Genomic DNA, 22,995 nt, shown 5'->3' with positions numbered 1-22,995 from the left:
TTGGCAAATCGATCCACCACGTCCAGCGCTCGTCGCTGTGACCTATTCCCATTCGAGTTCGGCAAAGGCGGCTGTTGCATTGCGCTCGTTGTAGTCGTCGAACAGATGCCAATTGCTCCGTTCGCTTGCGCCGGCGGTCTTGACGGCGTCGCGGAGCGGCGTCCCGTCGGCGATCGCCTTGCGAATATCGCGCGCCAGAATTTCGAAATAGCGCCGCTCTCCCGTCAGCGCCGCCGGCCAGTCGGCCGGCACCGGGCCATGACCCGGCACGACGCGCGTGGCGCCAATCGCGGCGAGCCCATCCATCTGGCGGAGCCAGCCGAGCAGCGATCCGTCGAGCGTCGGCAAGGAACCGATGAAAACCAGATCGCCGGCAAACAGCGTGCGGGTCGCGCTGTCGAAGACGGTCAGGTCGTTGTCGGTGTGAGCCGCCTTCCATGCCTGCAATTCGAGCACGCGCCCGCCGAGGTCGAGCTGCAGGCGATCGTCGACCAGCATCGTCGGCGGTATGATCTCGATCCCTTTGATGAGCGCGTCGCCGATCTGTTCGCGAAAGTTCTGCAGGTAGAAGGCGCCGCGCGCCTCGAGGGCGCGCGGCAGATTGTGGTGGCCGACGATGGTGGCGCCGATTTGCCGGAACGCCGCGTTGCCGAAGACATGGTCGGGGTGCATGTGGGTGTTGATCAGGTAGCGGACCGGCTTGGCGCTTATCTTGCCTATTTCGGCGATGAGGGCGTTCGCCTCGATCAGGCTGCCGCCGCTGTCGATGACGGCGACGGCGTCGGCGCCGACGACGACGCCGAGGTTGGAGATCGCGCCCTGGTTGGCGGCGCTCATCAATTCATCGACGCCCTGGAACGCGAAGACGCCGTCGGCGACTTTCCTGAGCTTGAATTCAAGGCCATAGGCTGCGGCGAGAGCGGCCCGCCCGAGGCAACAGGGCAGCATCGCGGCGCTGACCGCGGTGCAGGCGAAGCCGTTCACAAGCTTGCGTCGTATCCTGTCGATCGGCATGGTTTCCTCCCGATATGGTTCCGAACTGTAAGGCGATCAGGCCACGCCCGGAAATTTTTGCTGGAACGACCGTAAAAGGTCGCTCATCACCTGTGAATTGCGATAGTGCCGCGGCAGCCTTACGTCGAACATGCCGAGGACATGCGCCGGCCGCTGCGCGAGCACGATGATGCGGTCCGACAGCATCAGGGCCTCGCGCAGATTGTGGGTTACCATCAGGGCCGTCGTGGGCCGCGCCGACCACACGGTCAAAAGCAGGTGCCGAAGCCGCTCGGCGGTCCGTTCGTCGAGTGAGGCAAAGGGTTCGTCCAGGAACAGCACCGCCGGTTCGGTGGCGAAGGCCCTGGCAAGCGCTGCCCTGCGGGCAAGGCCGAGCGAAAGCTCCGCCGGATAGAGCGCGCGCATGCCGGCGAGGCCGAGCGTGTCGAACAGCCCGTCGAGATTCTTCGTCCTCAGGCTTTTCGGCAGCGCCAGCCTGACATTCTGCTCTACCGTCCGCCACGGCAGCAAGACCGGCTCCTGGAACACGGCGGCGATCCGGTCGGAGCCGCCTTCAGGCAGCTGGAACGAGCCGGAAAAGTCCTTGTCCAACCCAAGCAGGATGCGCAGCGTCGTGGTCTTGCCGCAGCCGGACGGCCCCAGCAAGCAGGCGAATTCGCCTTGCCGGACCTCGAAGGAAAGGTCCTGGAGCGCCTTGATCGAGACGCCTTGCGCGGACCTAAAGATCTTTTCGGCGATGTCGACCCTAAGCGGGACGACGCCGCCAACGGGTTGCATGTCGTTCAACGGGCTGCACCAGAAAGAGTTCGATGACAAGCATCACCGCCACGAAAGCCAGGGTGTAGGCAAGAATGGCGGCGACGTCGAAGAGCTGGAAATAAAGATAAATCTGGAAGCCGACGCCGTTGGAGCGGCCGAGCAGTTCGACCACCAGGACGATCTTCCAGATGAGGGCGATGCCGGATCGTGAGGCGGCGGCAAGATAGGGCTGCAGTTGCGGCAGCAGGACATGGCGGGCGCGGTCGAGGAGACCAAAGCGGTAGACGGCGGCCATTTCGGCGTAACTCGGATCAAGCGCCCTGGCGCCTTCGCGCATCGTCACCACGACATTCGGGATCTTGTTGACGGCAACCGCGCCAATCGCCGCCGCTTCGTTGAGGCCGAACCAGATGTAGGCAAGCACGATGACGACCAGTGCGGGAATGTTGAGGAACAGGACCACCCAGGGAGCGAAGAACCGGTCTGCGCTGCGGTGGCTGCCGAGGAGAACGCCGATGACCGAGCCAACAACCATCGCGACGACATAGGCCGCGGCAACCCGGCCGAGCGTCGCGCCGAGATGGTAGAAAAGTTCGCCGTTCGCCGCCTCTGCGAGCAGCACCTGCCAGACCATTCCCGGCCCCGGAAAGGCACGGCTCGGCCAGGCATTTGCCGCAAGGCCCCACAGCAGGCCAAGCCCGAGCAGAGAGGCCGCGACCGTCAGCACCGGTGTCAGCGCCGCTGCCAGGCCGGCTTGGCTGGACATGCCGGCCGCAGCGCCAGGCGGGCGATCGCCGGTATCAGGTGCGCTCATTGCGGGGGTACCTGCCAGAACGTGCCGGGCGCCATCTCGGGCGCGCGGCCGACCAGCTTTTCGCCGCCGATCTCGGCCAGCACGCGGTAAAGCCTGCCGGCGTCGGCCGCATCCTCGGCGACGGGGCGTCTGGGAATGCCCTCGCGATAGCGGTCACGCAGTTTGGCCAGTTCCTCGCCTTGCGCGCGGATATCAGGCGCAAGGCGCAGCCACTCATCGTCGGATCTGGCCAGCAAGTCCTTGGACTGCGCCGAAGCCTTGATGAAGCCCCTGATAGCGTCCGGATTTTCGTCCGCCCATTTGTCATGAAAGACATAGCCGAGCGCCGATACGGCGCCCGAGGCCCCGAGCGCTTTCGCCGCAGCATCGGCGCCGATCAGCCGACGAAAGCCGTTGGCCTCGAGCCGGGCGCAGAAATGCCAGAAATTGAGCACCGCATCGAGCTCGTCCTGCATCGCCTTTTCCGAAATCAGCGGCGGCGCGCCAAAGACAATGTCGCTGGTTGCCGCCAGGTCGAGGTCGTGATCGCGTCTGGCCAGCGCCTGGATCAGCAGCCAGCTTTTATCGAGAGGTCCGCCGGCGACGCCGAGCTTTTTTCCCCTGAGATCGGTGATCGTGCGGATCGGCGCTCCCTCCTTCACCATGATCGCCCCGACGGCGGTCGAATAGGGGACCAATGTGAGGTCGACGCCTTCGGAGCGCTGGCGCGAGACCCACAGCCAGTCGGAGACGATCATGTCGATCGCACCGGCCAGCAAGGCGACGTTGGTTGCATCCTCGCCGGCGAAATCGACGACCTCCAGATCGATACCGTTGGCTCCGTCGAATCTGTGGTGCTTCAGCGTGTCAAGCGCCCAGCTCACGGTGCCGAATTTCAGCACACCGATGCGAACCCGGTTCGTGGCGAATGAGGGCTTTGGGACAAGTGCCGCGGCTGTTCCAAGAGCCGCCAGCCGGAGCGTTCCTCGACGCGAAATCATCATGATGTCTCCTCCCGGGGCCGTAACGGGCCGGGGCGCCGATCAGATCGCACGGTCTTTGTTCGGGAAAGCGCATTTCCAGCGCTTGACCTTGAGGGTCGGGTGTTCCTGCGACCATTTCGCGATTTCGGTGGGCGCCAGCATCATGCATTGGAACAGTGAGCCGCGGCTCTCGAAATAGAGATGTTCGTCTCGGCAATTGCCCGGATTGGCAATCAGGCAAACCGTCAAGATGAGGTCGACCATATCCATTCAGCACCTCTTGCGCGCTTGAAGACGCCCGCTTTGGCGAGTTCCGGCCCGATCCGCGAGCCTGGACAAAATCGCCAACTGCCGGAGTCCCGAGGTGCCCATGGAAAACCGGAATGGTTTGAGGCTACGCGTTCGCCCGATGGCCGTCAATCGCGCCGTCGGTGAAGCTGCCGATCTCCCCCCTTGCGGGGGAGATGCCCGGCAGGGCAGAGGGGGGGCTGTCCCTCCGACCTGTCGATCAATTACAGCCACACCCTCAGGCTGATTTCCGGTTGGGATGGATAAAGCCGAAAGTTGGCGATCCTTCCCACCCCCCTCTGTCCTGCCGGACATCTCCCCCGCAAGGGGGGAGATTGGATGTCGCTTCGGCTTTCGCCAGCCTTCAACGTTGGAAGGCAGCGCAAACCCGAAGCGACTGCCTTGAACTTGGGTACCGGTTGACATCGCTCATCTGCCGGGTAGCTTCCAGGGTGCAGGCGTTGCAACTCCACAACGGAGACGTTTTCGCTCTGTATAAAACGATGCATGCCGATGATCAGACAAAGGCATGCGCTAATCGTCCAGGGCACCTTGACGATCAATGAGGAAATGCCATGCGTGCAGTCGCATTTTTCGCCGTCGTGTCCGTTGCGACGTTTATTACAAACCAATCGCAGGCACAGGATGCCGCGGCGGGTGAGAAGGTCTTCGCCAAGTGCAAGGCCTGCCACGTCGTCGACGAGGACAAGAACAAGATCGGCCCGTCATTGAGCGGCGTTATCGGCCGGACGGCCGGCACGCATCCGGGGTTCAAATATTCCAAACCGATGGCCGAGGCGGGCAAATCCGGCGTCAAATGGGACGAAGCCACGCTGACGAATTATCTTCGCGACCCGAAGGGCATGATCAAGGGTACGAAGATGGCGTTTCCCGGTCTCAAGAAGGACGAGGATCTCGCCAACGTCATCGCCTATCTGAAGCAATACTCCAAATAACCCGGTTTTTCTGCAGGAGTAACGCGACTTCGCCGGCCGTTCGCAAACTGCGTTCGGCCGGCGCCCGCACTGGTTGGCGCCGGTCAAGCGGCGTCTTGCAGCCTGCGCATCGCGGAAGGCAGATCGAGCAGGCCGTCGCAAACGAGGTCGGCGCCAAGCGCTTCAACGGCAATTTGGGTGTAGCCGCCACGCAGCAGGATAGCCGGCATGCCGGCGGCGCGGGCGGCGGCCACGTCGGCGCCGCTGTCTCCGACCATCAGTGCGTCACGAGGCTCGACCTGAAGCTGGTCGAGCGCCAGCAGCAGAGCGTCGGGCGCCGGTTTCAGGCAAGTCACCGCGTCTCCGCCGACGATCGCGCCGAGATGCTCCGTCAGCCCGAAATGCAGCAGGATTTCGCGAGCCGCCAGCTGCGGCTTGTTGGTCACCACGCCCATGGCTATTCCGCTCAAATGGAAGTGGGTGAGAACCTCCCTGACGCCGGGCATCAGCGTCGTCAGGCCGGTCAGATGTCTGCGGTAGATCGGCGCCATGGCACGGTTGGCCTCGTCGAGGGCGCTGCCGAGGAGCGGCGCGCCGGATGCCGCGAAGGCTCGCTCGACCAGTTTCCTGACGCCGCCGCCGATCATCGCCCTGACCTGTTCCAGGCGCAGCGGCGGCAGATCGCGACCGGCCAGCAATTCGTTGACCGCGGCGGTTATATCGGGCGCCGAATCGACCAGCGTGCCGTCGAGATCGAACAGGATCGCCTTCGGCGATCGAAACGGCCTACTCATGCCGACGTTCATGCGGCGTCCTTCCACTTGATCGAGCAGCCGATCGAAGCGATCTGGTCCAGCGGTCCGTCGCCGGTTCGGGCAATTTGCCTCATCGCCTCGAAAAGGTCGCGTCTTAGTCCGGGCGGTCCAGCGTCGCGCCGCGCCGCGTCCAGCCTGCCGCGATATTGCAGCGTCAATTCGCTGTTGAGCCCGAAGAAATCCGGAGTGCAAACGGCTCCATAGGCACGCGCCACCGTCTGGCGCTCGTCGTGGAGGTAGGGGAAAGTGAAGCCGTTCGCCTTGGCGAAGAGCTTCATGTTGTCGAAGGAATCATCCGGATAGGCGTCGGCATCGTTGGCGTTGATCGCGACAAAGCCGATGCCTTCGGGCTTGAGGTCGTCGGCATCGCGGACGATGCGGGAAATCACCGCCTTCACGTAAGGGCAGTGGTTGCAGATGAAGGCCACCACCAGCCCGTTCGGACCGGCATGGCTGAAGATCGAATGCGATTTGCCGTCGACGCCGGGCAAGACGGCATCGATGGCTTGCCAGCCGAAATCGCAGACAGGTGGGATTGCCCCCATGTTATGCTCCGATGAAATGGGTTTACGCGGCTTTCCGGATCGCGCCGTCGGCTGCCTGCCTGATGGCGCCGATATTGGCGCGATAGGCCGCCTCGCTGCCGCCCTTGAAGATAGCCGAGCCGGCGACCAGCACATTGGCGCCGGCCGCGCTGACCAGCGGGGCGGTCTCGGGGGTGACGCCGCCGTCGATCTCGATGTCGATCGGGCGATTGCCGATCAGCGCCTTGACCCGCCTGACCTTGTCGACGACCGCCGGAATGAACGCCTGGCCGCCGAAGCCCGGATTGACCGTCATCAGAAGCACCAGATCGAGCCGGTCGAGCACATATTCGATGACGCTTTCCGGCGTCGACGGGTTCAGCGACACGCCGGCCTTCTTGCCGAGATTCCTGATCGCCTGCAGCGAACGGTCGAGATGCGGCCCGGCCTCGGCGTGCACGGTGATGATGTCGCAGCCGGCATCGGCGAAGGCGGCGAGATAGGCGTCGGCCGGCGCAATCATCAGGTGACAGTCGAAGACCTTGTCGGTTCGATTGCGGATCGCCTTGATCACCGGCGGACCGAAGGTGATGTTGGGCACGAAATGACCGTCCATCACGTCGAGATGGATCCAGTCGGCGCCCGCCCGGACGACTGCTTCGACCTCGTCGCCGAGCCGCGAGAAATCCGCAGAAAGCACCGAGGGGGCGATGATTGTCTTGGTACCCATGGTCGTCGGCTCCATTCCGTCTTCGGTTTCCGGTCGCTGCACACCAACCGGCGTCATCGTGTCAGCGCGCCTTCGTCTCCGGTTCGCCTTCGAGCTTGCCTTCCGCGAACACGCGGCTGCCGCGAATATCGGATTCCTCAATGGTGATAAGGTCGGTCTTCGTCAACACCCGGTCGCGCGACGTGAAAAGCCGGTTGGCCTGGCGAAGCCGCGCCCGGTCGAGCCCATTGCGGACCGAGCGCGCGTTGGAGAAATGCGGCAGCCGCATGCGGATCGGCAGATACTCTTCGAGCGCCTTGGCCGCCGCCTCGCTGAGACGGTAATTCTGTTCCGCCAGTATGATCTCGGCGATCGATTTGAGCTCGCCGACGCCGTAGTCGGGAAAATCGAGGTGGTGGGCGATGCGCGAGCGCATGCCGGGATTGCTGTTAAAGAAGCGGTCCATCTTGTCCTTGTAACCGGCAAGAATCACAACCAGATCGTCACGGTTGTTTTCCATGCATTGCAGCAGGATCTCGATCGATTCCTGGCCGTAGTCGCGTTCGTTCTCGGGCTTGTAGAGATAGTAGGCCTCGTCGATGAAAAGCACCCCGCCCATGGCGCGCTTGATCACTTCGCGGGTTTTGGGCGCGGTGTGGCCGACATACTGGCCGACGAGATCGTCTCGCGTCACTGCGACCATGTGACCCTCGCGGACATAGCCGAGACGATGCAGGATTTCGGCCATCCTGAGCGCCACGGTGGTCTTTCCGGTGCCGGGGTTTCCAGTGAAGTTCATGTGCAGCGTCGGCGCGCCCGAGGTCAGGCCGAACTTGCGGCGAAGCCGGTCGACCAGGAGCAGCGCCGCGATCTCGCGGATGCGGGTCTTGATGGGCTTCAGGCCAACGAGTTCGCGGTCGAGCTTGCCCAGCACCTCATCGATGTTGGACGCCTCGAACTCGGCTTGCAGATCGACCGATTCGTCCGGCGCGGCAGTGCCCTTTGCTATCGCGTCCAGCATGGTTTCGGCTAGCTCCGCTCGCCTTCGGGCCTGTCGGTCGCATAAGGCACGATCGAATAGCCCTGGCTGCGGCCGTCGCGCTCCTGGCGCAGCAGCCGGAACCCGGGTTCGTTGGGCGGCCGATTGACGATGAACGACATGCGCGGCGCTTCCCAGCCCTTGCTCGAATCGAAGGCGGTGACCCGGACATACATGTTGGGCATGGCTTTCCGGCAATTGTTGACTTCAAGCAGGATGCCCGCCGGGTCCTTCAGGTCGAACATCGGGTTGCCGTACATTTCCCAATAGGTGTTTCGCGGATGCGGATCGTCCGTGTACTCGACGCTGACCGCCCAGTGGTTTTTCAGCGCGTATTTGATCTGCGCCGAAATCTGCTCATCGGTCAGGTCGGGCAGGAACGAAAACTGTCCCTGCGTGACCTTGTTTCCCGGATTGGTCATCATGGCGACGGTTCCTTTCGTCTAGAAGCTGGGCGTTGCGGTTGGCACGAAGTCGGCCGTGTCGGTCGATTCGTAGTTGAAGGTGACGTCCTTCCAGGTCTCCAGGGCAGCTTTCAGCGGCGTGCACCATCTGGCCGCCTGTTCGAGGATTTTGGTGCCTTCGCGCAGATAGTCGCGGCCCTCGTTGCGGGCGAGGATCATCGCCTCCAACGCGACGCGATTGGCCGTCGCGCCGGCCTGGATGCCGTCCGGATGGCCGATCGTGCCGCCGCCGAACTGCAGGACGACGTCCTCGCCGAGATAATGGATCAGCTGGTGCATCTGGCCGGCATGGATGCCACCCGAGGCGACGGGCATCACCTTGTTGAGCGAGGCCCAATCCTGGTCGAAGAACAGCCCGGTTTCGAGGTTCTGCGGCGTGCGCTCCTCGCGCAGCGTGTCATAGAAGCCCTTGATCATCAGCGGGTCGCCTTCCAGCTTGCCGACAACGGTACCGGCATGGATGTGGTCGACGCCGGCCATCCGCATCCATTTGCAGATGACGCGAAAATTCATGCCGTGGTTCTTCTGGCGCGAATAGGTCGAGTTGCCGGCGCGGTGCAGGTGCAGGATCATGTCGTTGCGGCGTGCCCATTTGGCCATCGACTGGATCGCCGTGTAGCCGATGACCAGGTCGATCATGACGATGCAGGAGCCAAGCTGTTTTGCGAATTCGGCGCGCTCGTACATCTCCTCCATCGTGCCGGCGGTGACGTTGAGATAATGGCCCTTGACCTCGCCGGTGGCGGCCGACGCCTTGTTCACGGCCTCCATGCAGTAGAGGAAGCGGTCGCGCCAGTGCATGAACGGCTGCGAGTTGATGTTCTCGTCGTCCTTGACGAAGTCGAGGCCACCCTTCAGCGCCTCGTAGACGACGCGGCCATAGTTGCGGCCTGACAGGCCAAGCTTCGGCTTCGTCGTCGCGCCGAGCAGCGGCCGGCCGAACTTGTCGAGCCGCTCGCGTTCCACCACGATGCCGGTCGCCGGGCCCTGGAAGGTCTTCAGGTAAGCCACCGGGATGCGCATGTCCTCGAGCCGCAAGGCCTTGACTGCCTTGAAGCCGAACACGTTGCCGATGATCGATGCGGTCAGGTTGGCGATTGAGCCCGGCTCGAACAGGTCGAGGTCGTAGGCGATGTAGGCGAAGTACTGCTGCTCGGTCTTGGTGCCGGGACCGGTGTTCGGCACCGGCTCGGATCTGAACGCCTTGGCGCGGTAGAGCTCGCAGGCAGTCAGCCTGTCGGTCCACACCACCGTCCACGTCGCGGTGGAGGATTCACCGGCGATGGCTGCCGCCGCCTCCTCGTGGTCGACGCCTGGCTGCGGCGTGATCCGAAACATGGCGATCAGATCGGTCTCCTTGGGCCGGTAATCCGGCTCCCAGTAGCCCATCTTCTTGTAGGGGATGACGCCCGACTTGTAGCGTTCCTTGCCTTCCTTGAGCGTGCCAGCTGACGGCATGTCGATCTTGTTCATGACAGGTCTCCTGTTTGCCGCTCAGGCGGCTTTCGCGGTTGCGATTTGCGGGTCGAGTTTTCCCGCGGCATAACGTTTGGCCATCTCGTCCATGGCGATGACCCTGATCTTGGAGGCGTTGCCCGCGGTGCCGAAGCGCTCGAAGCGATCGCGGCAAAGGTCGCGCAGGGCATCCATGGCGGGTTTCAGGAATTTGCGCGGATCGAATTCGCGCGGGTCCTCCGTCGCGACGCGGCGGAACTGCCCGGCCATGGCCATGCGGCAATCGGTGTCGATGTTTACCTTGCGCACGCCGTAACGGATGCCGCGCTCGATCTCCTCGACCGGAACCCCAAAGGTCTGGGGCATCTCGCCGCCATATCGGTTGATGACGTCCTGCAGTTCCTGCGGTACCGAGGAAGAGCCATGCATGACCAGATGCGTGTTGGGCAGCTTTTCGTGGATCGCCTCGATCACCTGCATGGCGAGGATGCCGCCGTCGGGCTTGCGGCTGAATTTGTAGGCGCCGTGCGAAGTGCCGCAGGCGATCGCCAGCGCGTCGACCCGGGTGGCGGTGACGAAGTCGACCGCCTGATCGGGATCGGTCAAAAGCTGGTCGTGGGAAAGCGCGCCTTCGGCGCCATGCCCGTCCTCGTCCTCGCCCTGGCCGGTTTCCAGCGAGCCGAGCACGCCGAGCTCGCCTTCGACGGAAGCGCCGACCCAATGCGCCATGCGTGCGACACGTTCGGTGATGGCGACGTTGTAGTCGTAGCTCGCCGGCGTCTTGGCGTCCGCCATCAACGAGCCGTCCATCATCACCGAGGTGAAGCCGTGGCGGATCGCCGAAAGGCAGGTGGCTTCGTTGTTGCCGTGGTCCTGATGGATACAGAGCGGAATGGCCGGATGCATTTCGGTCAACGCCTCCATCATCTTGGCCAGCATGATGTCGTTGGCATAGGAGCGGGCGCCGCGCGAGGCCTGGATGATGACCGGCGCATCGCAGGCCCCGGCTGCCTCCATGATGGCAAGGCCCTGTTCCATGTTGTTGATGTTGAATGCCGGAACGCCGTAGCCGTGCTCGGCGGCATGGTCGAGAAGCTGGCGAAGGGTGATGCGGGCCATTTTGGGGTCCTTCCTAGATGATGAGCTTCAGCGCCGCTGCGGCGACGGCTTCGGGCGTGATGTCAAAATGCCGGTAGAGATCCGGGGCAGGGGCGCTGGCGCCGAAACCGGCCATGCCGACGAAAGCACCGGTGTCGCCGATCCAGCGGTCCCAGCCGAGCCGTGCTGCGGCTTCGACGGCGACGCGCGGCGCCGAGCCGAGGACCGCCTTGCGGGTGTCGGCATCCTGTTCCTCGAACAGCTCCCAGCACGGCATCGAGACGACGGCGGCGGCGATGCCGTGCTCGGTCTCCAGCCGTTCGGCGGCGGCAACGGCGATCTCGACCTCCGAGCCGGTGGCGATCAGCGTCACGGCGCGGTGTCCGGCCGGCTCGCGCAGGATGTAGGCGCCCTGGCTCGACCGGTTCTCGTCGCTGTGTGCCTGGCGCAGCATCGGCAGGTTCTGGCGCGAGAGCACCAGCACGCTCGGCCGGTTCTTGCTCTTCAGCGCCAGTTCCCAGCACTCCGCCGTTTCGATGATGTCGGCCGGACGGAAGACGTTGAGGTTGGGCGTCGCCCGCAGCATCGCCAGGTGCTCGATCGGCTGATGTGTCGGGCCGTCCTCGCCGAGACCGATGGAATCATGGGTCATCACATAGATGACGCGCTGGCCCATCAGCGCCGAGAGCCGCATCGCGCCGCGGGCATAGTCGGCGAAGCACAGGAAGGTGCCGCCATAAGGCACGAAGCCGCCATGCAGCGCGATGCCGTTCATGGCCGCAGCCATGCCGTGCTCGCGGATGCCGTAGTGGATGTAGCGGCCGGCATAGGCACCAGGCGCTATGCGATCCATGCCCTTGGTGATCGTCAGGTTCGAGTGCGTCAGGTCTGCGGAGCCGCCGACGGTCAGCTCGGTTGCGGCGTTGATGGCGCCGAGCGCCATTTCGGAGGCTTTTCGCGTTGCGACCTTGGTCGCCTTTTCGACATGCTCCTTGCGGAAAGCGCCGAGCGCTTCGAAGACCGCGTCGGGCAGGGTGCCGGCGACCGCACTCTCGAAGGCCTGGCGCTGCGGCGAGGCGGCAAACCGCTGCTCCCAGGCGTGCCGCGCCGCTTGCCCGCGCTCGGCAATTTCGCGCCAGGCGAACAGGATGTCGTCCGGCACCTCGAACGGCGCGCAGGCCCAGCCGATGTTCTCGCGCGTCGCGGCGATCTCGGCATCGCCCAGCGGCGCGCCGTGCGTCTTTTCCGAGCCGCCCAAATTGGGCGCGCCCTTGCCGATCACCGTTCGGCAGGCGATCAGTGACGGCCGGTCCGACTGCTGCGCCGCTTCGATTGCCGCAGCGACGGCTTCCGTGTCGTGGCCGTCCACCGACTGCACATGCCATCCGGCGGCTTCGAACCGTGCCGGCTGGTCCATCGATGTCGACAGCGACGTCGGTCCGTCGATCGAGATCGCATTGTCGTCCCAGAAGACGATCAGCCGGGCGAGCTTCAGGTGACCGGCAAGGTCGATCGCCTCGTGGCTGATGCCTTCCTGCAGGCAGCCGTCGCCGGCGATCGCGTAGGTGAAATGATCGACGAGATCGGCGCCGTGGCGGGCAGCCAGCATGCGCTCGGCCAGCGCCATGCCGACGGCGGTCGAGATGCCTTGTCCAAGCGGACCGGTCGTCGTCTCGATGCCAAGCGCATGGCCATATTCGGGATGTCCGGCGGTGCGGCTGCCCAGCTGGCGAAACCGCTGCAATTGCTCGATCGGCATGTCTTCGTAGCCGAGCAGGTAGTGCAGCGCATATTGCAGCATCGAGCCGTGCCCGGCCGAAAGCACGAAGCGGTCGCGATCGGGCCAGTTGGGCGCCGACGGATCGATGTTGATGAAGCGGCTGAACAGCACCGTCGCAACGTCGGCCATGCCCATCGGCATGCCCGGATGACCGGAATTGGCCTTTTGGACGCTGTCCATCGCCAGTGCGCGAATGGCGTTCGCCATGTCGCGCTCCGAGACGGCGGCGACGGGCTTCAGGGCTGCTGCTTGGCTGTTCATGGCGTCCTCCTCACGACACACGGTTCTTGCGTTCGATCAATTGCAGGATGAGCGGCGTCAGGATCAGCTGCATGGCAAGATCGAGCTTGTTGCCTGGCACCACTATGGAATTCGGCCGCGACATGAACGAGTCGTGGATCATCGAAAGCAGGTAGGGGAAATCGATGCCGCGGGGATTGGCGAAGCGGATGACCAGCATCGATTCGTCGGGCGTCGGGATCCAGCGCGCGATGAACGGGTTGGACGTGTCGACGATCGGCACACGCTGGAAGTTGATGGCGGTCTGCGAGAATTGCGGGACGATGTAGCGGACATAGTCCGGCATGCGGCGCAGGATGACGTCCATCACCGCCTCGGTGGAATAGCCGCGGGTTGCCCGGTCGCGATGGATCTTCTGGATCCATTCGAGATTGATGACCGGCACCACGCCGATCCTGAGGTCGGCATGCCTGGCCAGGTCTATCTTGTCGGTGACGACGCAGCCATGCAGGCCCTCGTAGAAGAGCAGGTCGCTCGGCGGGAATTCGCGCCATTCGGTAAATTGTCCCGGCGGCGTGCCGTACTGCTTCTCCTCATCCTCGTCATGGATGTAGGTGCGGGTCTTTCCGGTTCCGCGGCGGCCATATTCCTCAAACACCTCTTCGAGGATTGCGAGCTCGTTGGCCTCGGCATGGAAGTGGGTGAAGTTCGGATTGCCGGCCTTCTCCTCCTCGGCCACCTTGACCTTCATCGTGGCGCGGTCGTAGCGGTGAAAGGCGTCGCCTTCGATGAAGGCGGCGTCGATGTTCTCACGCCGGAAGATCAGCTCGAAGATGCGCTTGACCGAGGTGGTGCCGGCGCCTGACGACCCGGTGATGGTGATGATGGGGTGCTTTGCCGACATGATGCTCAGGCCCTGAACAGGCCGCGGCGGCTGAACAGCGGTGCACGCTCGCCGATCGCGCTGGGCTCGGTGTGGTAGCGGGTGATGCGCGCGACCTCGCGCGCCGATCCGAACACCACGGGCACGCGCTGGTGCAGGCCCTCGGGCTCGATTTCGAGGATGCGGGTGATGGTGTCGGTGGCGGCGCCGCCTGCCTGTTCGATGAGATAGGCGATCGGGTTGGCCTCATAGACGAGGCGCAGCCGTCCCTGGCGGTAACCCTTGCGCTTGTCGCCTGGATAGAGGAACACGCCGCCGCGCATCAATATGCGGTAGCAGTCGGCGACGAGGGAGGCGATCCAGCGCATGTTGAAGTCCTTTCCGCGTGGGCCTTCAGTGCCTTCGAGGCAGTCGTCGATGTAGAGCCGCACCGCCTCGTCCCAATGCCGGTAGTTGGCGGCGTTGATGGCGAACTCCTGGGTACGCTGCGGGATGATCCGGCTCTCGTAGGCCTGGACGAAGGTGCCGAGCCTGGTCGAGAGAACGAAGACATGCGTGCCGCTGCCGAGCGACAGGACCAGTGCCAGCTGCGGCCCGTAGATGAAGAAACCGGCGCCCAGCTGCTTCACGCCCGGCTGCAAAAAAGAGGCGGCCGGATTTTCGTCCGGCGCGCCAGTTGCAGGGAGGAGCGAGAAGATCGTTCCGATCGACACGTTGGTGTCGATGTTGGAAGAGCCGTCGAGCGGGTCGATGGCGATGGCGAGAGGCGCCTGGCTGTCGAGCAGGACCGGCTGCTCCAGTTCCTCGGAGGCGTAGAGCGCGACCGGAGCGTGGCGCATGGCGTCGAGAAAGATGTCGTCGGCGAAGATGTCGAGATCCTTCTGGATGTCGCCGTCGGCATTGGCGCTGCGGGTCCCGGCAAAGGCGGTGCCGAGCACCCCCTGATTGATGGTGTTGCGGACCTTGGTTGCGGCCTGCGTCAGCTGACGGACGGTCGCGACGACTGCCGAACGCAGTTCGTCGGGCGGGCCGAGATAGGAATTCAGAAATGCGTCGAGCGTTGCCGCTGGCATCGTAACCTCCCGATCCAGCCGCAAACTCCTCCGGCCGGATTGGGGAATGAGAACAAACTGCCATGGATAAGTAAAATTCAATAACTTTACTTTCGTGCTAAAAAAAATTTAGTATGGCGCATGAGAAACCTCACGCTCAAGCAATTCAAGACCGTTCAGGCCATCATCAGCCATGGAAAAATCGTTAGCGCGGCCAAAGTGTTAGGCTTGTCTCCTCCAGCGGTGACGATCCAGTTGCGGCAGGTCGAGGAGGAGTTCCAGCTGGCCTTGTTCGACCGGACGTCGGATGGCATGCGTCCGACTGCCGCAGGTCTGGCCTTCGTCGAGACGGCGCAGGCGATCGAGGAGCGGCTTCGCCTGCTCGAAGACGAGATGGATGCGATCAAGGGCGTGCGTATCGGCAGCTTGCGGCTCGGCGTCGTTTCCACCGCCAAATATTTCGCGCCGCGGCTGATGGCCGGCTTCATGAAGGAACATCCCGACATTGACATGCGGCTCGCCATCGGCAACCGCGCCGAAACCATCAACAGTCTTAAGAACCACGACATCGACATCGCGCTGATGGGACGCCCGGCGAGGGAAGTCCCGGTGCGTGCCTCGGTCTTCGGTGATCACCCGCTGGTCATCATCGCGCCGCCCGACCACCCGCTGGCCTCAGTGCGTGAGATATCCAAGGAGCGGATCGCCGAAGAGCATTTCCTCATCCGCGAGCCCGGCTCCGGCACGCGCATCTCGCTGGAAATATTCCTCAGCGACGTGCCCGGCCGCATCGACGATCTCGGCGTCGAGATGGGCTCGAACGAGACGATCAAGCAGGCGGTGATGGCCGGGCTCGGCATTGCCTTCATCTCTGCCCACACCATCGCCGCCGAAACCGAAGCCGGCCGGCTGGTCATCCTCGACGTCGTCGGCATGCCGATCCGCCGGCAATGGTTTTCGGTGATGCGCAGCGATCACGCGATCTCGCCGGCGATGGCGACGTTCCACGATTTCCTGATGCGCAAGGGCGCGATGTACCTGCCCCTGTTCGGCAAGCTCTATCCGCACGAAGGACCGAACATTGGAGGTCGCGCCTGAATTGAGGGCGGAATGCGTCGCTGACAGCCACCTGCCAGGGCGGCTAGTTCGATTTGCCGAGAGCTTTCAGGTCGAAGCGAATCTGCGTGCGCAGGCCCGCTTCGGTGTCTTCGCCGTGTTGAACGCAGTGCTCGATCAGAATCGGGTGGAAGAACGGCGTGAACGCGGCGTTGACCGCACGCGCCGCTTCTGCCGGGTCCTCGACCTTGAGTTCGCCCGCCTCGGTCCCCTCGCGAATGATCGCCTCAAGGATTTCCAACATTCGCTCGACATGCGCCTTGATGACCGCCCGATTCTCGCGCAGGGCGGCGACGATCAAGTCGTGCATGCTTCTTTCCTTGATCAATTTCGTCTTGTTGTGCTGGTGAACGGCGGTCAGGAGCCGGTCGAGTTTCTCCAAGGCCGGCACGTTGGTGCGTGCGATCGCAACGGCGATGTCCGCGACCTCGTTCACGACCTGCCTGCAAATGGATTCGTTGATTGCATCCCTGGAGGAAAAGAAACGGTAGACGTTCGCCCGGCTCATGCCGAGTTCGGAGGCGATGTCGGCTACCGACGTCTTATGGTAGCCGATGCGGCGAAAATGCGCCTCTGCCACCTCCAGGATGCGAGCCCGCACCTCGTCGGGATCCGTTCGCGGTCCAACCGGATGATTCATCGATGTCTCCAGAACTGATGATGGATCTGCCGGGCTCGCCCTGAACGATCATTTGCAAGCGGTAAGGTCGTGCGACTGGCCCTGCGTATGTTCAGGCAAAGCCAGCGGCGAAATCTTGGTCCGCCTGCTCGACAACAGGACCCTATTCAGCAGCAATTGCTGTTTGCTTTTCCAATTCATTCGTCGAGCCGGATGGTTCCTCACGGACCTCGTCAGCAGTCGGCTTGATGCCGAACCATGCGGCATAGAGCGCGGGAAGGAAGAGCAGGATCAGCACCGTGCCGACCGCCGTGCCGCCGATCAGCGTATAGGCCATCGATCCCCAGAAGACGGAGTGCGTGAGCGGGATGAAGGCCAGCACGGCGGCGAGTGCCGTGAGGATCACCGGCCTGGTGCGTTGCACCGTGGCCTCGATGACGGCGTGATAGTCGTCAAGCCCGGCAGCACGGTTCTCCTTGATCTGTTCGGTCAGGATCAGCGTGTTGCGCATCAGGATGCCGGCCAGTCCTATCATGCCCAGAATGGCGTTGAATCCGAAGGGCTGGTTGAAGGTGAGCAGCATCGGCACGACGCCGACAAGGCCAAGCGGCGCCGTCAGCATGACCATGGCCATCGTCGAGAAGGATCGCACCTGCAGCATGATAACGATCAGCATGGCGGCGATCATTGCCGGAAAGACTTTGCCCAGCGCGGTGTTGGCCTTTTCAGCCTCCTCGATCGATCCGCCCAATTCGATGCGATAGCCGGCCGGAAGGGATGCGATCAGCGGCTGAAGGGCCTTCATGATCTCCTTGGAAACCTCTGGAGGCTGAGTCGCTTCGTTGATATCCGAGCGGATCGTGATGACAGGCGTGCGATCGCGACGCTTCAGGATCGGCTCTTCCAGACGGATTTCCGAATGGCCGATCTGGTCGAGCGGAATCGGGCGACCGTCCCGGCTCATCAGGGAGAAATCCGCCAAACGCGTCGGATCCAGCCGCTCGCCGCCAGCGCTGCGTGCGACGATGGGGACGTTGCGGATGTCCTCGCGAACCTGCGTAACGGGGATGCCGGTAAGCAAGAATTGGAGTTGCTGGCCCACTTCCGCCGGCGACAGGCCGATGAGGTTCAGTCGATCCTGATCCGGGACGAAGCGGAGCACGGGTGTGCGATTGCCCCAATCGCGGTTGGCCTGACGCACGTCCGGGACGCCCCGCATGATGTCGAGGGCCTTCTCGGATATGCCGTAGAGTTGCGCGGGATCAGGTCCGATAATCCGGAACTCGACCGGGAATGGCGTGTAGGGGCCGAACACGAGTTGCGTGACGCGGACATTGGCCTCGGGTGCAAGCCCCTCTGCCACCGCCTCGCGCAGGCGGTGCTTCAACACCTCACGCGCCTCGGCGTCCGGGGTCAGCACGACGATCTTGGCGAAGGCAGGATCAGGCAGCTCCGGCGCCATTGCGAAAAAGAAGCGGGGTGCGCCCTGACCGACATAGCTCGTGACGATCTTGGCCTCGGCCTGGTCGTCCAGCCAGCCTTCGAGTTTCTCGACCGTAGCGGTCGTCGTCTCGATGCTGGTGCCTTCCGGCAGGCGAACCTCCACCAGCACTTCGGGTCGGTCGGATGTCGGAAAGAACTGCTGTTTGAGAGACCCCATGCCGACAACGGAAAGCACGAAGGCGATAGCGACGATACCGGAGATTGCGAATTTGTGGCGCACGGCAAACGTGATGAGCCGCCGCAAGCGCCGATAGTTCGGCGTGTCGTAAATCGCTTGGTGACCGCCTTCGACCGGTTTGATGTCGGGCAGCATCTTGACGCCGAGGTAAGGTGTGAAGACCACCGCGACGATCCAGGAGACGATGAGGGCGAACCCTACGACCCAAAAGATGTTGCCGGCGTATTCGCCGGCGGTCGAGCGCGCGAAGCCCACCGGCAGGAAACCGGCGATCGTCACGAGCGTTCCGGACAGCATCGGCGCCGCAGTGTGGCTCCACGCATAGGCCGCCGCCTTGATGCGGTCCATGCCTTCTTCCATCTTCACCACCATCACCTCGATGGCAATGATGGCGTCGTCGACGAGAAGACCGAGCGCCAGGATGAGGGCGCCGAGCGTGATGCGGTCGAAGAACCGGCCGGTCTCCAGCATGATGAGGAACACGACGGCTAGCGTCAGGGGGACGGCAGCCGCCACGACGATGCCGACGCGCCAGCCCATGCTAATCAGGGCGATCAGCAGCACCACGCCGAGCGCCATCGCGAATTTCATCATGAACTCGTCAACCGCCGAGGTGATGTTGACGGCCTGGTCGCTCACCTTGTCGAGCGTCATCCCGAGCGGCAGCGTCTGTGCGATGGCCGCCGTCCTGTCCTCCAGCGCCTTGCCGAGCGCGAGACCATCCCAGCCCTCCTGCATGACAGCCGCGAGCATGATGGTGGGCTCACCCTGACGTCGGATGAGGTATGTGGGAGGATCTTCATAGCCGCGCCGGACTTCGGCGATATCGGAGAGCTTCAGCGTCCGCCCCGCGGCGGCAATCGGCGTGTCGGCGATCGCCTGAACGCTGTCATAAGCGCCGTCGACCCGGATGAAAACCCGCGGCCCCTTTGTGTCGATCGAGCCTGCCGGCGTGAGGGTGTTCTGCCGCTGCAAGGCGGCGACGATGTCCTGTGCCGATACGCCGAGGGTAGCCAGCTTGGCGTAGGAAAATTCGACGAATATCTGTTCGGGACGTTCACCGAGGATGTTGATCTTCTTGACGCCGGGCACGTGCAGGAGGTCCTGGCGGATCGCCTCGGCCTGCCTCGCCAGCTCACGCATCGGCATGCCCTTCGCCTTCAGCGCATAAAGGGCGAAGCTCACATCCGAATATTCGTCGTTGACGAAGGGCCCGAAGACGCCGGACGGCAGGTTGCGGGCTTCATCCCCAAGCTTCTTGCGGGCCTGGTAGAACTCCTCCTGCACGACAGATGGCGGTGTGCTGTCCTTCAGCGTGACCATCATATACGCGTAACCCGGCCGTGTGGTCGTCTCGACCCGGTCGTACCAGGTCAGTTCCTGAAGCCGCTTCTCCAACGGTTCGGCGACGAGGTCCTGCATCTCGCGCGCCGTCGCGCCCGGCCATGCCGTCGTGACCGTCAGGGTCTTGATGGTGAAGTTGGGGTCCTCCGCCCGCCCGAGCATGACGAAAGCGTAGGCGCCGGCGGCCACCAGCAGGAGGATGAAGAACAGGGTAACGGCGCGTTCACGAACGGCGATCGCGGAGAGATTTAGGTTCATCATCATTTGCCCCTGCTTTCGGACGCGGTCCTGACGCGAGCGCCCTCCTGCAGGAGATGGGCGCCGAGCGAAACAATCGGATTGCTGGAGTTCAGTCCGGAGACCACAGCGGTTTCGCTGGTCACACGAACAAGCTTGACGGGCTGAAACTTTACAGTCGAGGTGGCGCTGTCCAGGACCCAAACGCCTGTCTTCTCGCCGTCATCGAGCACGGCTCCCAGCGGCACCTGGACTTCCCGCTGGCGTGCCTGGCCCGCAAGCCGAATGGTTACCGTCGCGCCAAGCGGTGCTGCCGCGGCCTCACCGTCGAGCACATAACGGGCCTCATAGGTACGGGTCTGGGCATCGGCGGAGTTCGATAGTTGCCGGAGATGTGCCGTATAACGACGCCCATCGCCGCCATACACGCTGGCCTCGGCCACCGACCCAATCGCCGGCCGGATCGTTTCGGGAAGCGCGACCACCGCTTCGCGGGAGCCGGCCTTGGCGATCCGGACCACTGTCTGGCCGGCGGAGATGACCTGTCCCGGCTCGCCAAGCGTTTCGACCACCGTTCCATCCGCGTCCGCCAGCAGGACCGCGTAGATCGCTTCGTTCTCGGCGACCCGTGCGTCGGCTTCGGCGGCGGCGAGTTGCGCCTCGGCCGTATCCACCGCGGCCTTCGCCTGCTCGTAGCGCTGTCGGGGGACCCATCCATCCCTGAGCAAACTGGCGTATCGCCGTTCATCCGGTTCCGTCTGAACGACTGTTGCGCGCGCTGCGGCAACGGCGTTGCGCTTCGCCGTGAGCGCGAGGCGAAGGTCGGTGTCGTCGATGCGCATCAGTGGCTGACCAGCTTTGACCTCCTGACCCACATCCACGAGCCGCTCCACGATTTTGCCGGGGACGCGAAAGCCGAGATCGCTCTGCACCCTCGCTCCGATAATACCGGTGAAGCCGCGTTCGGATCCGGTCACCGGCGCTGCCGTCACCAGTCTGACGATCGGCGGTTCCTGCCTCGGGTCGCCTACGGCGGAGGCTTCCTGCGTAGGAATGGCAAGTATGGCAAATGCCGCCGCTCCTGACATCGCGATCAGCACGCCCCCCAGCACAACAGCGGGTCTCTTTTTCACGTTCGTCGCCTCTCAAGAAAGATTGGGTTTGACCTTTACATCGGCCCGACGGACGTGAGCCCAGCAGCACGCAGGCTGCCGTCTGCAAGGCGGGTCGGTGCATTGGCATCGGCGCGCATGCCTGTCTCGGACGACACCGTCACCTCCTCGCCGGACCGCGAGAACGCGTAGAGCGGGCCGCGGTGGCCGGGCATCGAAAAGGCCACGGAGTCGCCGTCGGCGAGGCCCATGACGACGCGCTGCGGATCGCCGCCGGTCTTCGGCGCGAAGGTGGCGGTGACCTCCAGGCGGTCGCCCTCGGCCGGGACGTAATAGACGACCATGTCGAGGTGGCCCTCGTGCAGGCTGCCGGCTTCGATCGGGCGTCCTATGGTGGCTTCCTGGCAAACGCCGGGGCGGCAAGAAACAGCGTGGCCAAAACCGAGGCGCTCAGGGTGTTGCGGATCATCTCGTATCTCCTTCGTTTTAGATTGCGTTCGAACTCTATAACTGAGTTAGATTACGAATGCAATCTAAAAATGAAAATTTATGATGCATGTGAGTCGCAGGCGCATCGCGCAGACAGAATGGAGGGCTGCCCGATTGACGCGCTCGGCTCGGATGCCGCCGGGCAGGGCGCCGACGTAAGGCATCATTTCGAGGCGGGGATCAGGGAATATTCTGGGATGCTCGGTAGCTGGGTTGGCGAGGGCAGGGGCAAGGAGCCCAGCTGCAAGGCCATTCTCTCGACAATGGCCGGCGCGGTGCTCCTCTCGCGACCGTCAACGACGAGCGGCTGTCGAAGCGGTTCCCGAAAGCGGCCGTCGAGCGCGCGCTGATGGGGTCGGCATGGCCACGGGCTAGCGTACCCACGGTTACGCTGCGGGCCGCTGACTTCCGCTAGCCTACGATTGGTTCGGCGACAGCTTCTTCGAGGCCAGTTGCCGCCTGGGTGGCAAGACCGCGGGCCGCTGCTTGTGAATCGTAGAATTCCTCTAGCGCATAGACTCGGCCCCACCGCAGGGTGAACACGTGCAGGCCACTGTTGACGTAGGACGCGTCGCCGTTGAGCAGCGTTGCCGTGCCGTCCCACTGGGCAAATACGGTGGTATGCCACGGCCAGCCCGTCACCCAGACGTGGTTGACCGTGAGATGGAGATTGGGCAGGACGCGGCCGAGGCGCTCAAACCAGCGGCGCACGGCTTCCTTGTCGTGGCGCTCACCACCAAGCGCGTGGGCGCCGGAAACGCGGTGATGGACATGCGGCACGAGTGCTTTCACCGCCTCATCCCAGCGATGGTTGTTGACGTGGTCGAAGCTCTGCCGGATCGATTTCTCGACGATATGACTGTATAGCATTTGACCTCTCCTCCAAATTGGATTGCGTTCGTACTCTATATCTGTTATAGATGTCGAACGCAAGCTAATTTAAGGAGGTCTACATGCGTGTGAGTCGCATTCAGGCGGCGGAAAACCGCGAAACCGTGATCAATGTGGCAAGCCGGCTTTTTCGGGAGCGCGGCTTTGACGGCATCGGCCTTAAGGACCTGATGCAGGCTGCCGGGCTGACCCAAGGCGCGTTCTACAAGCAGTTCGCCTCCAAGGACGATCTGGCGGTGCAGGCGTCGAGGCGGGCGATGGAGAGCGCCACGCTGCGGTGGTCGGCCGCGACTGCGGCAAAATCCGAGGATCCGCTTGGCGCCGTGATCGCATTCTACCTCAGCATGGGCCATCGCGGAGAAAAGATGGACGGCTGCCCGATTGTCGCGCTCGGCTCGGATGCCGCCAGACAGGGCAGCGAGGTGAAAGCGTCGTTCGAAGCCGGGATCAAGGAGCATCTCGAAATCCTCGGCCGTTTCATTGCCCACGCCAAAGCTGAGGAGCCCGACAGAAAGGCCATGGCCATTCTCTCGACGATGGTCGGCGCGCTGATGCTGTCGCGCGTCGTCAACGATCCGGATCTCGCCCAGGCCTTCCTGGACGCGGCGACCGGACAGGTTCGCGAAGCAGCCGCCGCTTGAACGGCGTGCGCAGCGCTGGCGACGCAGCCAACTC

24 protein-coding genes are annotated in these 22,995 nt (G+C 63.5%); 4 read left to right on the top strand and 20 right to left on the bottom strand.

Annotated elements, in window-relative coordinates; translation table 11 throughout:
- Nucleotides 1–42: 42 nt before the first annotated feature.
- Genes BLT09_RS22465 through BLT09_RS22445 form a run of 5 tightly spaced genes read right to left on the bottom strand, consistent with a single transcriptional unit; the run spans nt 43 to nt 3,819 of the window.
- Nucleotides 43–1,014, bottom strand: coding sequence for a quinoprotein relay system zinc metallohydrolase 2 (locus BLT09_RS22465; protein WP_091596812.1), 972 nt, complete (start codon nt 1,012–1,014; stop codon nt 43–45).
- 36 nt (nt 1,015–1,050) lie between these two features.
- A complete protein-coding gene (locus BLT09_RS22460; RefSeq protein WP_091596810.1) occupies nt 1,051–1,791 on the bottom strand; it encodes an ABC transporter ATP-binding protein in 741 nt (246 codons plus the stop codon).
- Nucleotides 1,760–2,539 carry an ABC transporter permease gene (locus tag BLT09_RS22455; protein WP_236473725.1) on the bottom strand — a complete coding sequence of 260 codons (780 nt, stop codon included), beginning with the start codon at nt 2,537–2,539 and terminating at the stop codon, nt 1,760–1,762. The genes BLT09_RS22460 and BLT09_RS22455 overlap by 32 nt, the downstream gene beginning before the upstream one ends.
- Before the next feature lie 44 nt (nt 2,540–2,583).
- Nucleotides 2,584–3,570: an ABC transporter substrate-binding protein gene (locus tag BLT09_RS22450; RefSeq protein WP_091596804.1), complete on the bottom strand. Its 987-nt coding sequence runs from the start codon at nt 3,568–3,570 to the stop codon at nt 2,584–2,586.
- Nucleotides 3,571–3,609: 39 nt separating this feature from the next.
- Nucleotides 3,610–3,819, bottom strand: coding sequence for a hypothetical protein (locus BLT09_RS22445; RefSeq protein WP_027151301.1), 210 nt, complete (start codon nt 3,817–3,819; stop codon nt 3,610–3,612).
- A 593-nt stretch (nt 3,820–4,412) separates the two neighbouring features.
- Between BLT09_RS22445 and BLT09_RS22435 the strand changes: the two genes are divergently transcribed.
- Nucleotides 4,413–4,793 (top strand): c-type cytochrome, encoded by a 381-nt coding sequence (locus BLT09_RS22435; RefSeq protein ID WP_027151302.1) that lies wholly within the window; start codon nt 4,413–4,415, stop codon nt 4,791–4,793.
- 83 nt (nt 4,794–4,876) lie between these two features.
- On the opposite strand, the gene gph is transcribed toward BLT09_RS22435, so the two are convergent.
- From gph to BLT09_RS22385, 10 genes are all read right to left on the bottom strand, one after another.
- Nucleotides 4,877–5,566 (bottom strand): phosphoglycolate phosphatase, encoded by a 690-nt coding sequence (gene gph, locus BLT09_RS22430; RefSeq protein ID WP_236473705.1) that lies wholly within the window; start codon nt 5,564–5,566, stop codon nt 4,877–4,879.
- 8 nt (nt 5,567–5,574) lie between these two features.
- Nucleotides 5,575–6,132, bottom strand: coding sequence for a thioredoxin family protein (locus BLT09_RS22425; protein ID WP_091596793.1), 558 nt, complete (start codon nt 6,130–6,132; stop codon nt 5,575–5,577).
- Nucleotides 6,133–6,154: 22 nt separating this feature from the next.
- Complete coding sequence (gene rpe, locus BLT09_RS22420) at nt 6,155–6,841, bottom strand: ribulose-phosphate 3-epimerase (RefSeq protein ID WP_091596891.1); 687 nt, start codon at nt 6,839–6,841, stop codon at nt 6,155–6,157.
- Between the two features lie 61 nt (nt 6,842–6,902).
- Nucleotides 6,903–7,841: a CbbX protein gene (cbbX, locus tag BLT09_RS22415; protein ID WP_091596791.1), complete on the bottom strand. Its 939-nt coding sequence runs from the start codon at nt 7,839–7,841 to the stop codon at nt 6,903–6,905.
- An 8-nt stretch (nt 7,842–7,849) separates the two neighbouring features.
- Nucleotides 7,850–8,284 carry a ribulose bisphosphate carboxylase small subunit gene (locus BLT09_RS22410; protein ID WP_023797690.1) on the bottom strand — a complete coding sequence of 145 codons (435 nt, stop codon included), beginning with the start codon at nt 8,282–8,284 and terminating at the stop codon, nt 7,850–7,852.
- Between the two features lie 18 nt (nt 8,285–8,302).
- Complete coding sequence (locus tag BLT09_RS22405) at nt 8,303–9,796, bottom strand: ribulose-bisphosphate carboxylase large subunit (protein ID WP_023797691.1); 1,494 nt, start codon at nt 9,794–9,796, stop codon at nt 8,303–8,305.
- A 21-nt stretch (nt 9,797–9,817) separates the two neighbouring features.
- Complete coding sequence (gene fba / locus BLT09_RS22400) at nt 9,818–10,897, bottom strand: class II fructose-bisphosphate aldolase (RefSeq protein WP_091596788.1); 1,080 nt, start codon at nt 10,895–10,897, stop codon at nt 9,818–9,820.
- Between the two features lie 13 nt (nt 10,898–10,910).
- Nucleotides 10,911–12,917, bottom strand: coding sequence for a transketolase (tkt, locus tag BLT09_RS22395; protein WP_091596786.1), 2,007 nt, complete (start codon nt 12,915–12,917; stop codon nt 10,911–10,913).
- Nucleotides 12,918–12,927: 10 nt separating this feature from the next.
- Nucleotides 12,928–13,800: a phosphoribulokinase gene (locus tag BLT09_RS22390; protein ID WP_023797694.1), complete on the bottom strand. Its 873-nt coding sequence runs from the start codon at nt 13,798–13,800 to the stop codon at nt 12,928–12,930.
- A 5-nt stretch (nt 13,801–13,805) separates the two neighbouring features.
- The gene (locus BLT09_RS22385; RefSeq protein WP_023797695.1) at nt 13,806–14,852 is read right to left on the bottom strand and encodes a class 1 fructose-bisphosphatase; all 1,047 of its coding nucleotides are present in this window, start codon (nt 14,850–14,852) and stop codon (nt 13,806–13,808) included.
- A 120-nt stretch (nt 14,853–14,972) separates the two neighbouring features.
- Between BLT09_RS22385 and BLT09_RS22380 the strand changes: the two genes are divergently transcribed.
- Nucleotides 14,973–15,929, top strand: coding sequence for a LysR family transcriptional regulator (locus BLT09_RS22380; RefSeq protein WP_091596783.1), 957 nt, complete (start codon nt 14,973–14,975; stop codon nt 15,927–15,929).
- A gap of 43 nt (nt 15,930–15,972) precedes the next feature.
- On the opposite strand, the gene BLT09_RS22375 is transcribed toward BLT09_RS22380, so the two are convergent.
- The 4 genes from BLT09_RS22375 to BLT09_RS22360 form a co-directional block, all read right to left on the bottom strand.
- Nucleotides 15,973–16,587: a TetR/AcrR family transcriptional regulator gene (locus BLT09_RS22375; protein ID WP_091596780.1), complete on the bottom strand. Its 615-nt coding sequence runs from the start codon at nt 16,585–16,587 to the stop codon at nt 15,973–15,975.
- Nucleotides 16,588–16,729: 142 nt separating this feature from the next.
- On the bottom strand, nt 16,730–19,849 hold the full coding sequence (locus tag BLT09_RS22370; RefSeq protein WP_091596889.1) for an efflux RND transporter permease subunit: 3,120 nt from the start codon (nt 19,847–19,849) through the stop codon (nt 16,730–16,732).
- Nucleotides 19,850–19,851: 2 nt separating this feature from the next.
- The gene (locus BLT09_RS22365) at nt 19,852–20,961 is read right to left on the bottom strand and encodes an efflux RND transporter periplasmic adaptor subunit (protein WP_091596778.1); all 1,110 of its coding nucleotides are present in this window, start codon (nt 20,959–20,961) and stop codon (nt 19,852–19,854) included.
- Nucleotides 20,962–20,996: 35 nt separating this feature from the next.
- Nucleotides 20,997–21,284 (bottom strand): hypothetical protein, encoded by a 288-nt coding sequence (locus BLT09_RS22360; RefSeq protein WP_167366502.1) that lies wholly within the window; start codon nt 21,282–21,284, stop codon nt 20,997–20,999.
- A gap of 15 nt (nt 21,285–21,299) precedes the next feature.
- On the opposite strand from BLT09_RS22360, the gene BLT09_RS34390 reads away from it, so the two are divergent.
- Nucleotides 21,300–21,779 (top strand): hypothetical protein, encoded by a 480-nt coding sequence (locus tag BLT09_RS34390; protein WP_167366501.1) that lies wholly within the window; start codon nt 21,300–21,302, stop codon nt 21,777–21,779.
- A 61-nt stretch (nt 21,780–21,840) separates the two neighbouring features.
- Here the strand turns inward: BLT09_RS34390 and BLT09_RS22350 are convergent, their stop codons facing one another.
- Nucleotides 21,841–22,299, bottom strand: coding sequence for a nuclear transport factor 2 family protein (locus BLT09_RS22350; protein WP_091596772.1), 459 nt, complete (start codon nt 22,297–22,299; stop codon nt 21,841–21,843).
- Between the two features lie 83 nt (nt 22,300–22,382).
- Here BLT09_RS22350 and BLT09_RS22345 point away from each other — a divergent pair, with 83 nt between their 5' ends.
- Nucleotides 22,383–22,961 carry a TetR/AcrR family transcriptional regulator gene (locus BLT09_RS22345; protein WP_091596769.1) on the top strand — a complete coding sequence of 193 codons (579 nt, stop codon included), beginning with the start codon at nt 22,383–22,385 and terminating at the stop codon, nt 22,959–22,961.
- Nucleotides 22,962–22,995: the final 34 nt, after the last annotated feature.

The sequence above is a fragment of the Mesorhizobium muleiense genome (assembly GCF_900099905.1).
In the GTDB taxonomy this organism is placed as follows: domain Bacteria; phylum Pseudomonadota; class Alphaproteobacteria; order Rhizobiales; family Rhizobiaceae; genus Mesorhizobium; species Mesorhizobium muleiense.
Note: the sequence above shows the minus strand (reverse complement) of the source record. Positions and strands in the feature narration are given on the sequence as shown.

Excerpts from the sequence above, each read along its gene's own strand:
- BLT09_RS22465 (WP_091596812.1), bottom strand. The coding sequence starts at position 1,014 with ATGCCGATCGACAGGATACGACGCAAGCTTGTGAACGGCTTCGCCTGC.
- BLT09_RS22460 (WP_091596810.1), bottom strand. The coding sequence starts at position 1,791 with ATGCAACCCGTTGGCGGCGTCGTCCCGCTTAGGGTCGACATCGCCGAA.
- BLT09_RS22455 (WP_236473725.1), bottom strand. The coding sequence starts at position 2,539 with ATGTCCAGCCAAGCCGGCCTGGCAGCGGCGCTGACACCGGTGCTGACG.
- BLT09_RS22450 (WP_091596804.1), bottom strand. The coding sequence starts at position 3,570 with ATGATGATTTCGCGTCGAGGAACGCTCCGGCTGGCGGCTCTTGGAACA.
- BLT09_RS22445 (WP_027151301.1), bottom strand. The coding sequence starts at position 3,819 with ATGGATATGGTCGACCTCATCTTGACGGTTTGCCTGATTGCCAATCCG.
- BLT09_RS22435 (WP_027151302.1), top strand. The coding sequence starts at position 4,413 with ATGCGTGCAGTCGCATTTTTCGCCGTCGTGTCCGTTGCGACGTTTATT.
- gph (WP_236473705.1), bottom strand. The coding sequence starts at position 5,566 with ATGAGTAGGCCGTTTCGATCGCCGAAGGCGATCCTGTTCGATCTCGAC.
- BLT09_RS22425 (WP_091596793.1), bottom strand. The coding sequence starts at position 6,132 with ATGGGGGCAATCCCACCTGTCTGCGATTTCGGCTGGCAAGCCATCGAT.
- rpe (WP_091596891.1), bottom strand. The coding sequence starts at position 6,841 with ATGGGTACCAAGACAATCATCGCCCCCTCGGTGCTTTCTGCGGATTTC.
- cbbX (WP_091596791.1), bottom strand. The coding sequence starts at position 7,841 with ATGCTGGACGCGATAGCAAAGGGCACTGCCGCGCCGGACGAATCGGTC.
- BLT09_RS22410 (WP_023797690.1), bottom strand. The coding sequence starts at position 8,284 with ATGATGACCAATCCGGGAAACAAGGTCACGCAGGGACAGTTTTCGTTC.
- BLT09_RS22405 (WP_023797691.1), bottom strand. The coding sequence starts at position 9,796 with ATGAACAAGATCGACATGCCGTCAGCTGGCACGCTCAAGGAAGGCAAG.
- fba (WP_091596788.1), bottom strand. The coding sequence starts at position 10,897 with ATGGCCCGCATCACCCTTCGCCAGCTTCTCGACCATGCCGCCGAGCAC.
- tkt (WP_091596786.1), bottom strand. The coding sequence starts at position 12,917 with ATGAACAGCCAAGCAGCAGCCCTGAAGCCCGTCGCCGCCGTCTCGGAG.
- BLT09_RS22390 (WP_023797694.1), bottom strand. The coding sequence starts at position 13,800 with ATGTCGGCAAAGCACCCCATCATCACCATCACCGGGTCGTCAGGCGCC.
- BLT09_RS22385 (WP_023797695.1), bottom strand. The coding sequence starts at position 14,852 with ATGCCAGCGGCAACGCTCGACGCATTTCTGAATTCCTATCTCGGCCCG.
- BLT09_RS22380 (WP_091596783.1), top strand. The coding sequence starts at position 14,973 with ATGAGAAACCTCACGCTCAAGCAATTCAAGACCGTTCAGGCCATCATC.
- BLT09_RS22375 (WP_091596780.1), bottom strand. The coding sequence starts at position 16,587 with ATGAATCATCCGGTTGGACCGCGAACGGATCCCGACGAGGTGCGGGCT.
- BLT09_RS22370 (WP_091596889.1), bottom strand. The coding sequence starts at position 19,849 with ATGAACCTAAATCTCTCCGCGATCGCCGTTCGTGAACGCGCCGTTACC.
- BLT09_RS22360 (WP_167366502.1), bottom strand. The coding sequence starts at position 21,284 with ATGGTCGTCTATTACGTCCCGGCCGAGGGCGACCGCCTGGAGGTCACC.
- BLT09_RS22350 (WP_091596772.1), bottom strand. The coding sequence starts at position 22,299 with ATGCTATACAGTCATATCGTCGAGAAATCGATCCGGCAGAGCTTCGAC.
- BLT09_RS22345 (WP_091596769.1), top strand. The coding sequence starts at position 22,383 with ATGCGTGTGAGTCGCATTCAGGCGGCGGAAAACCGCGAAACCGTGATC.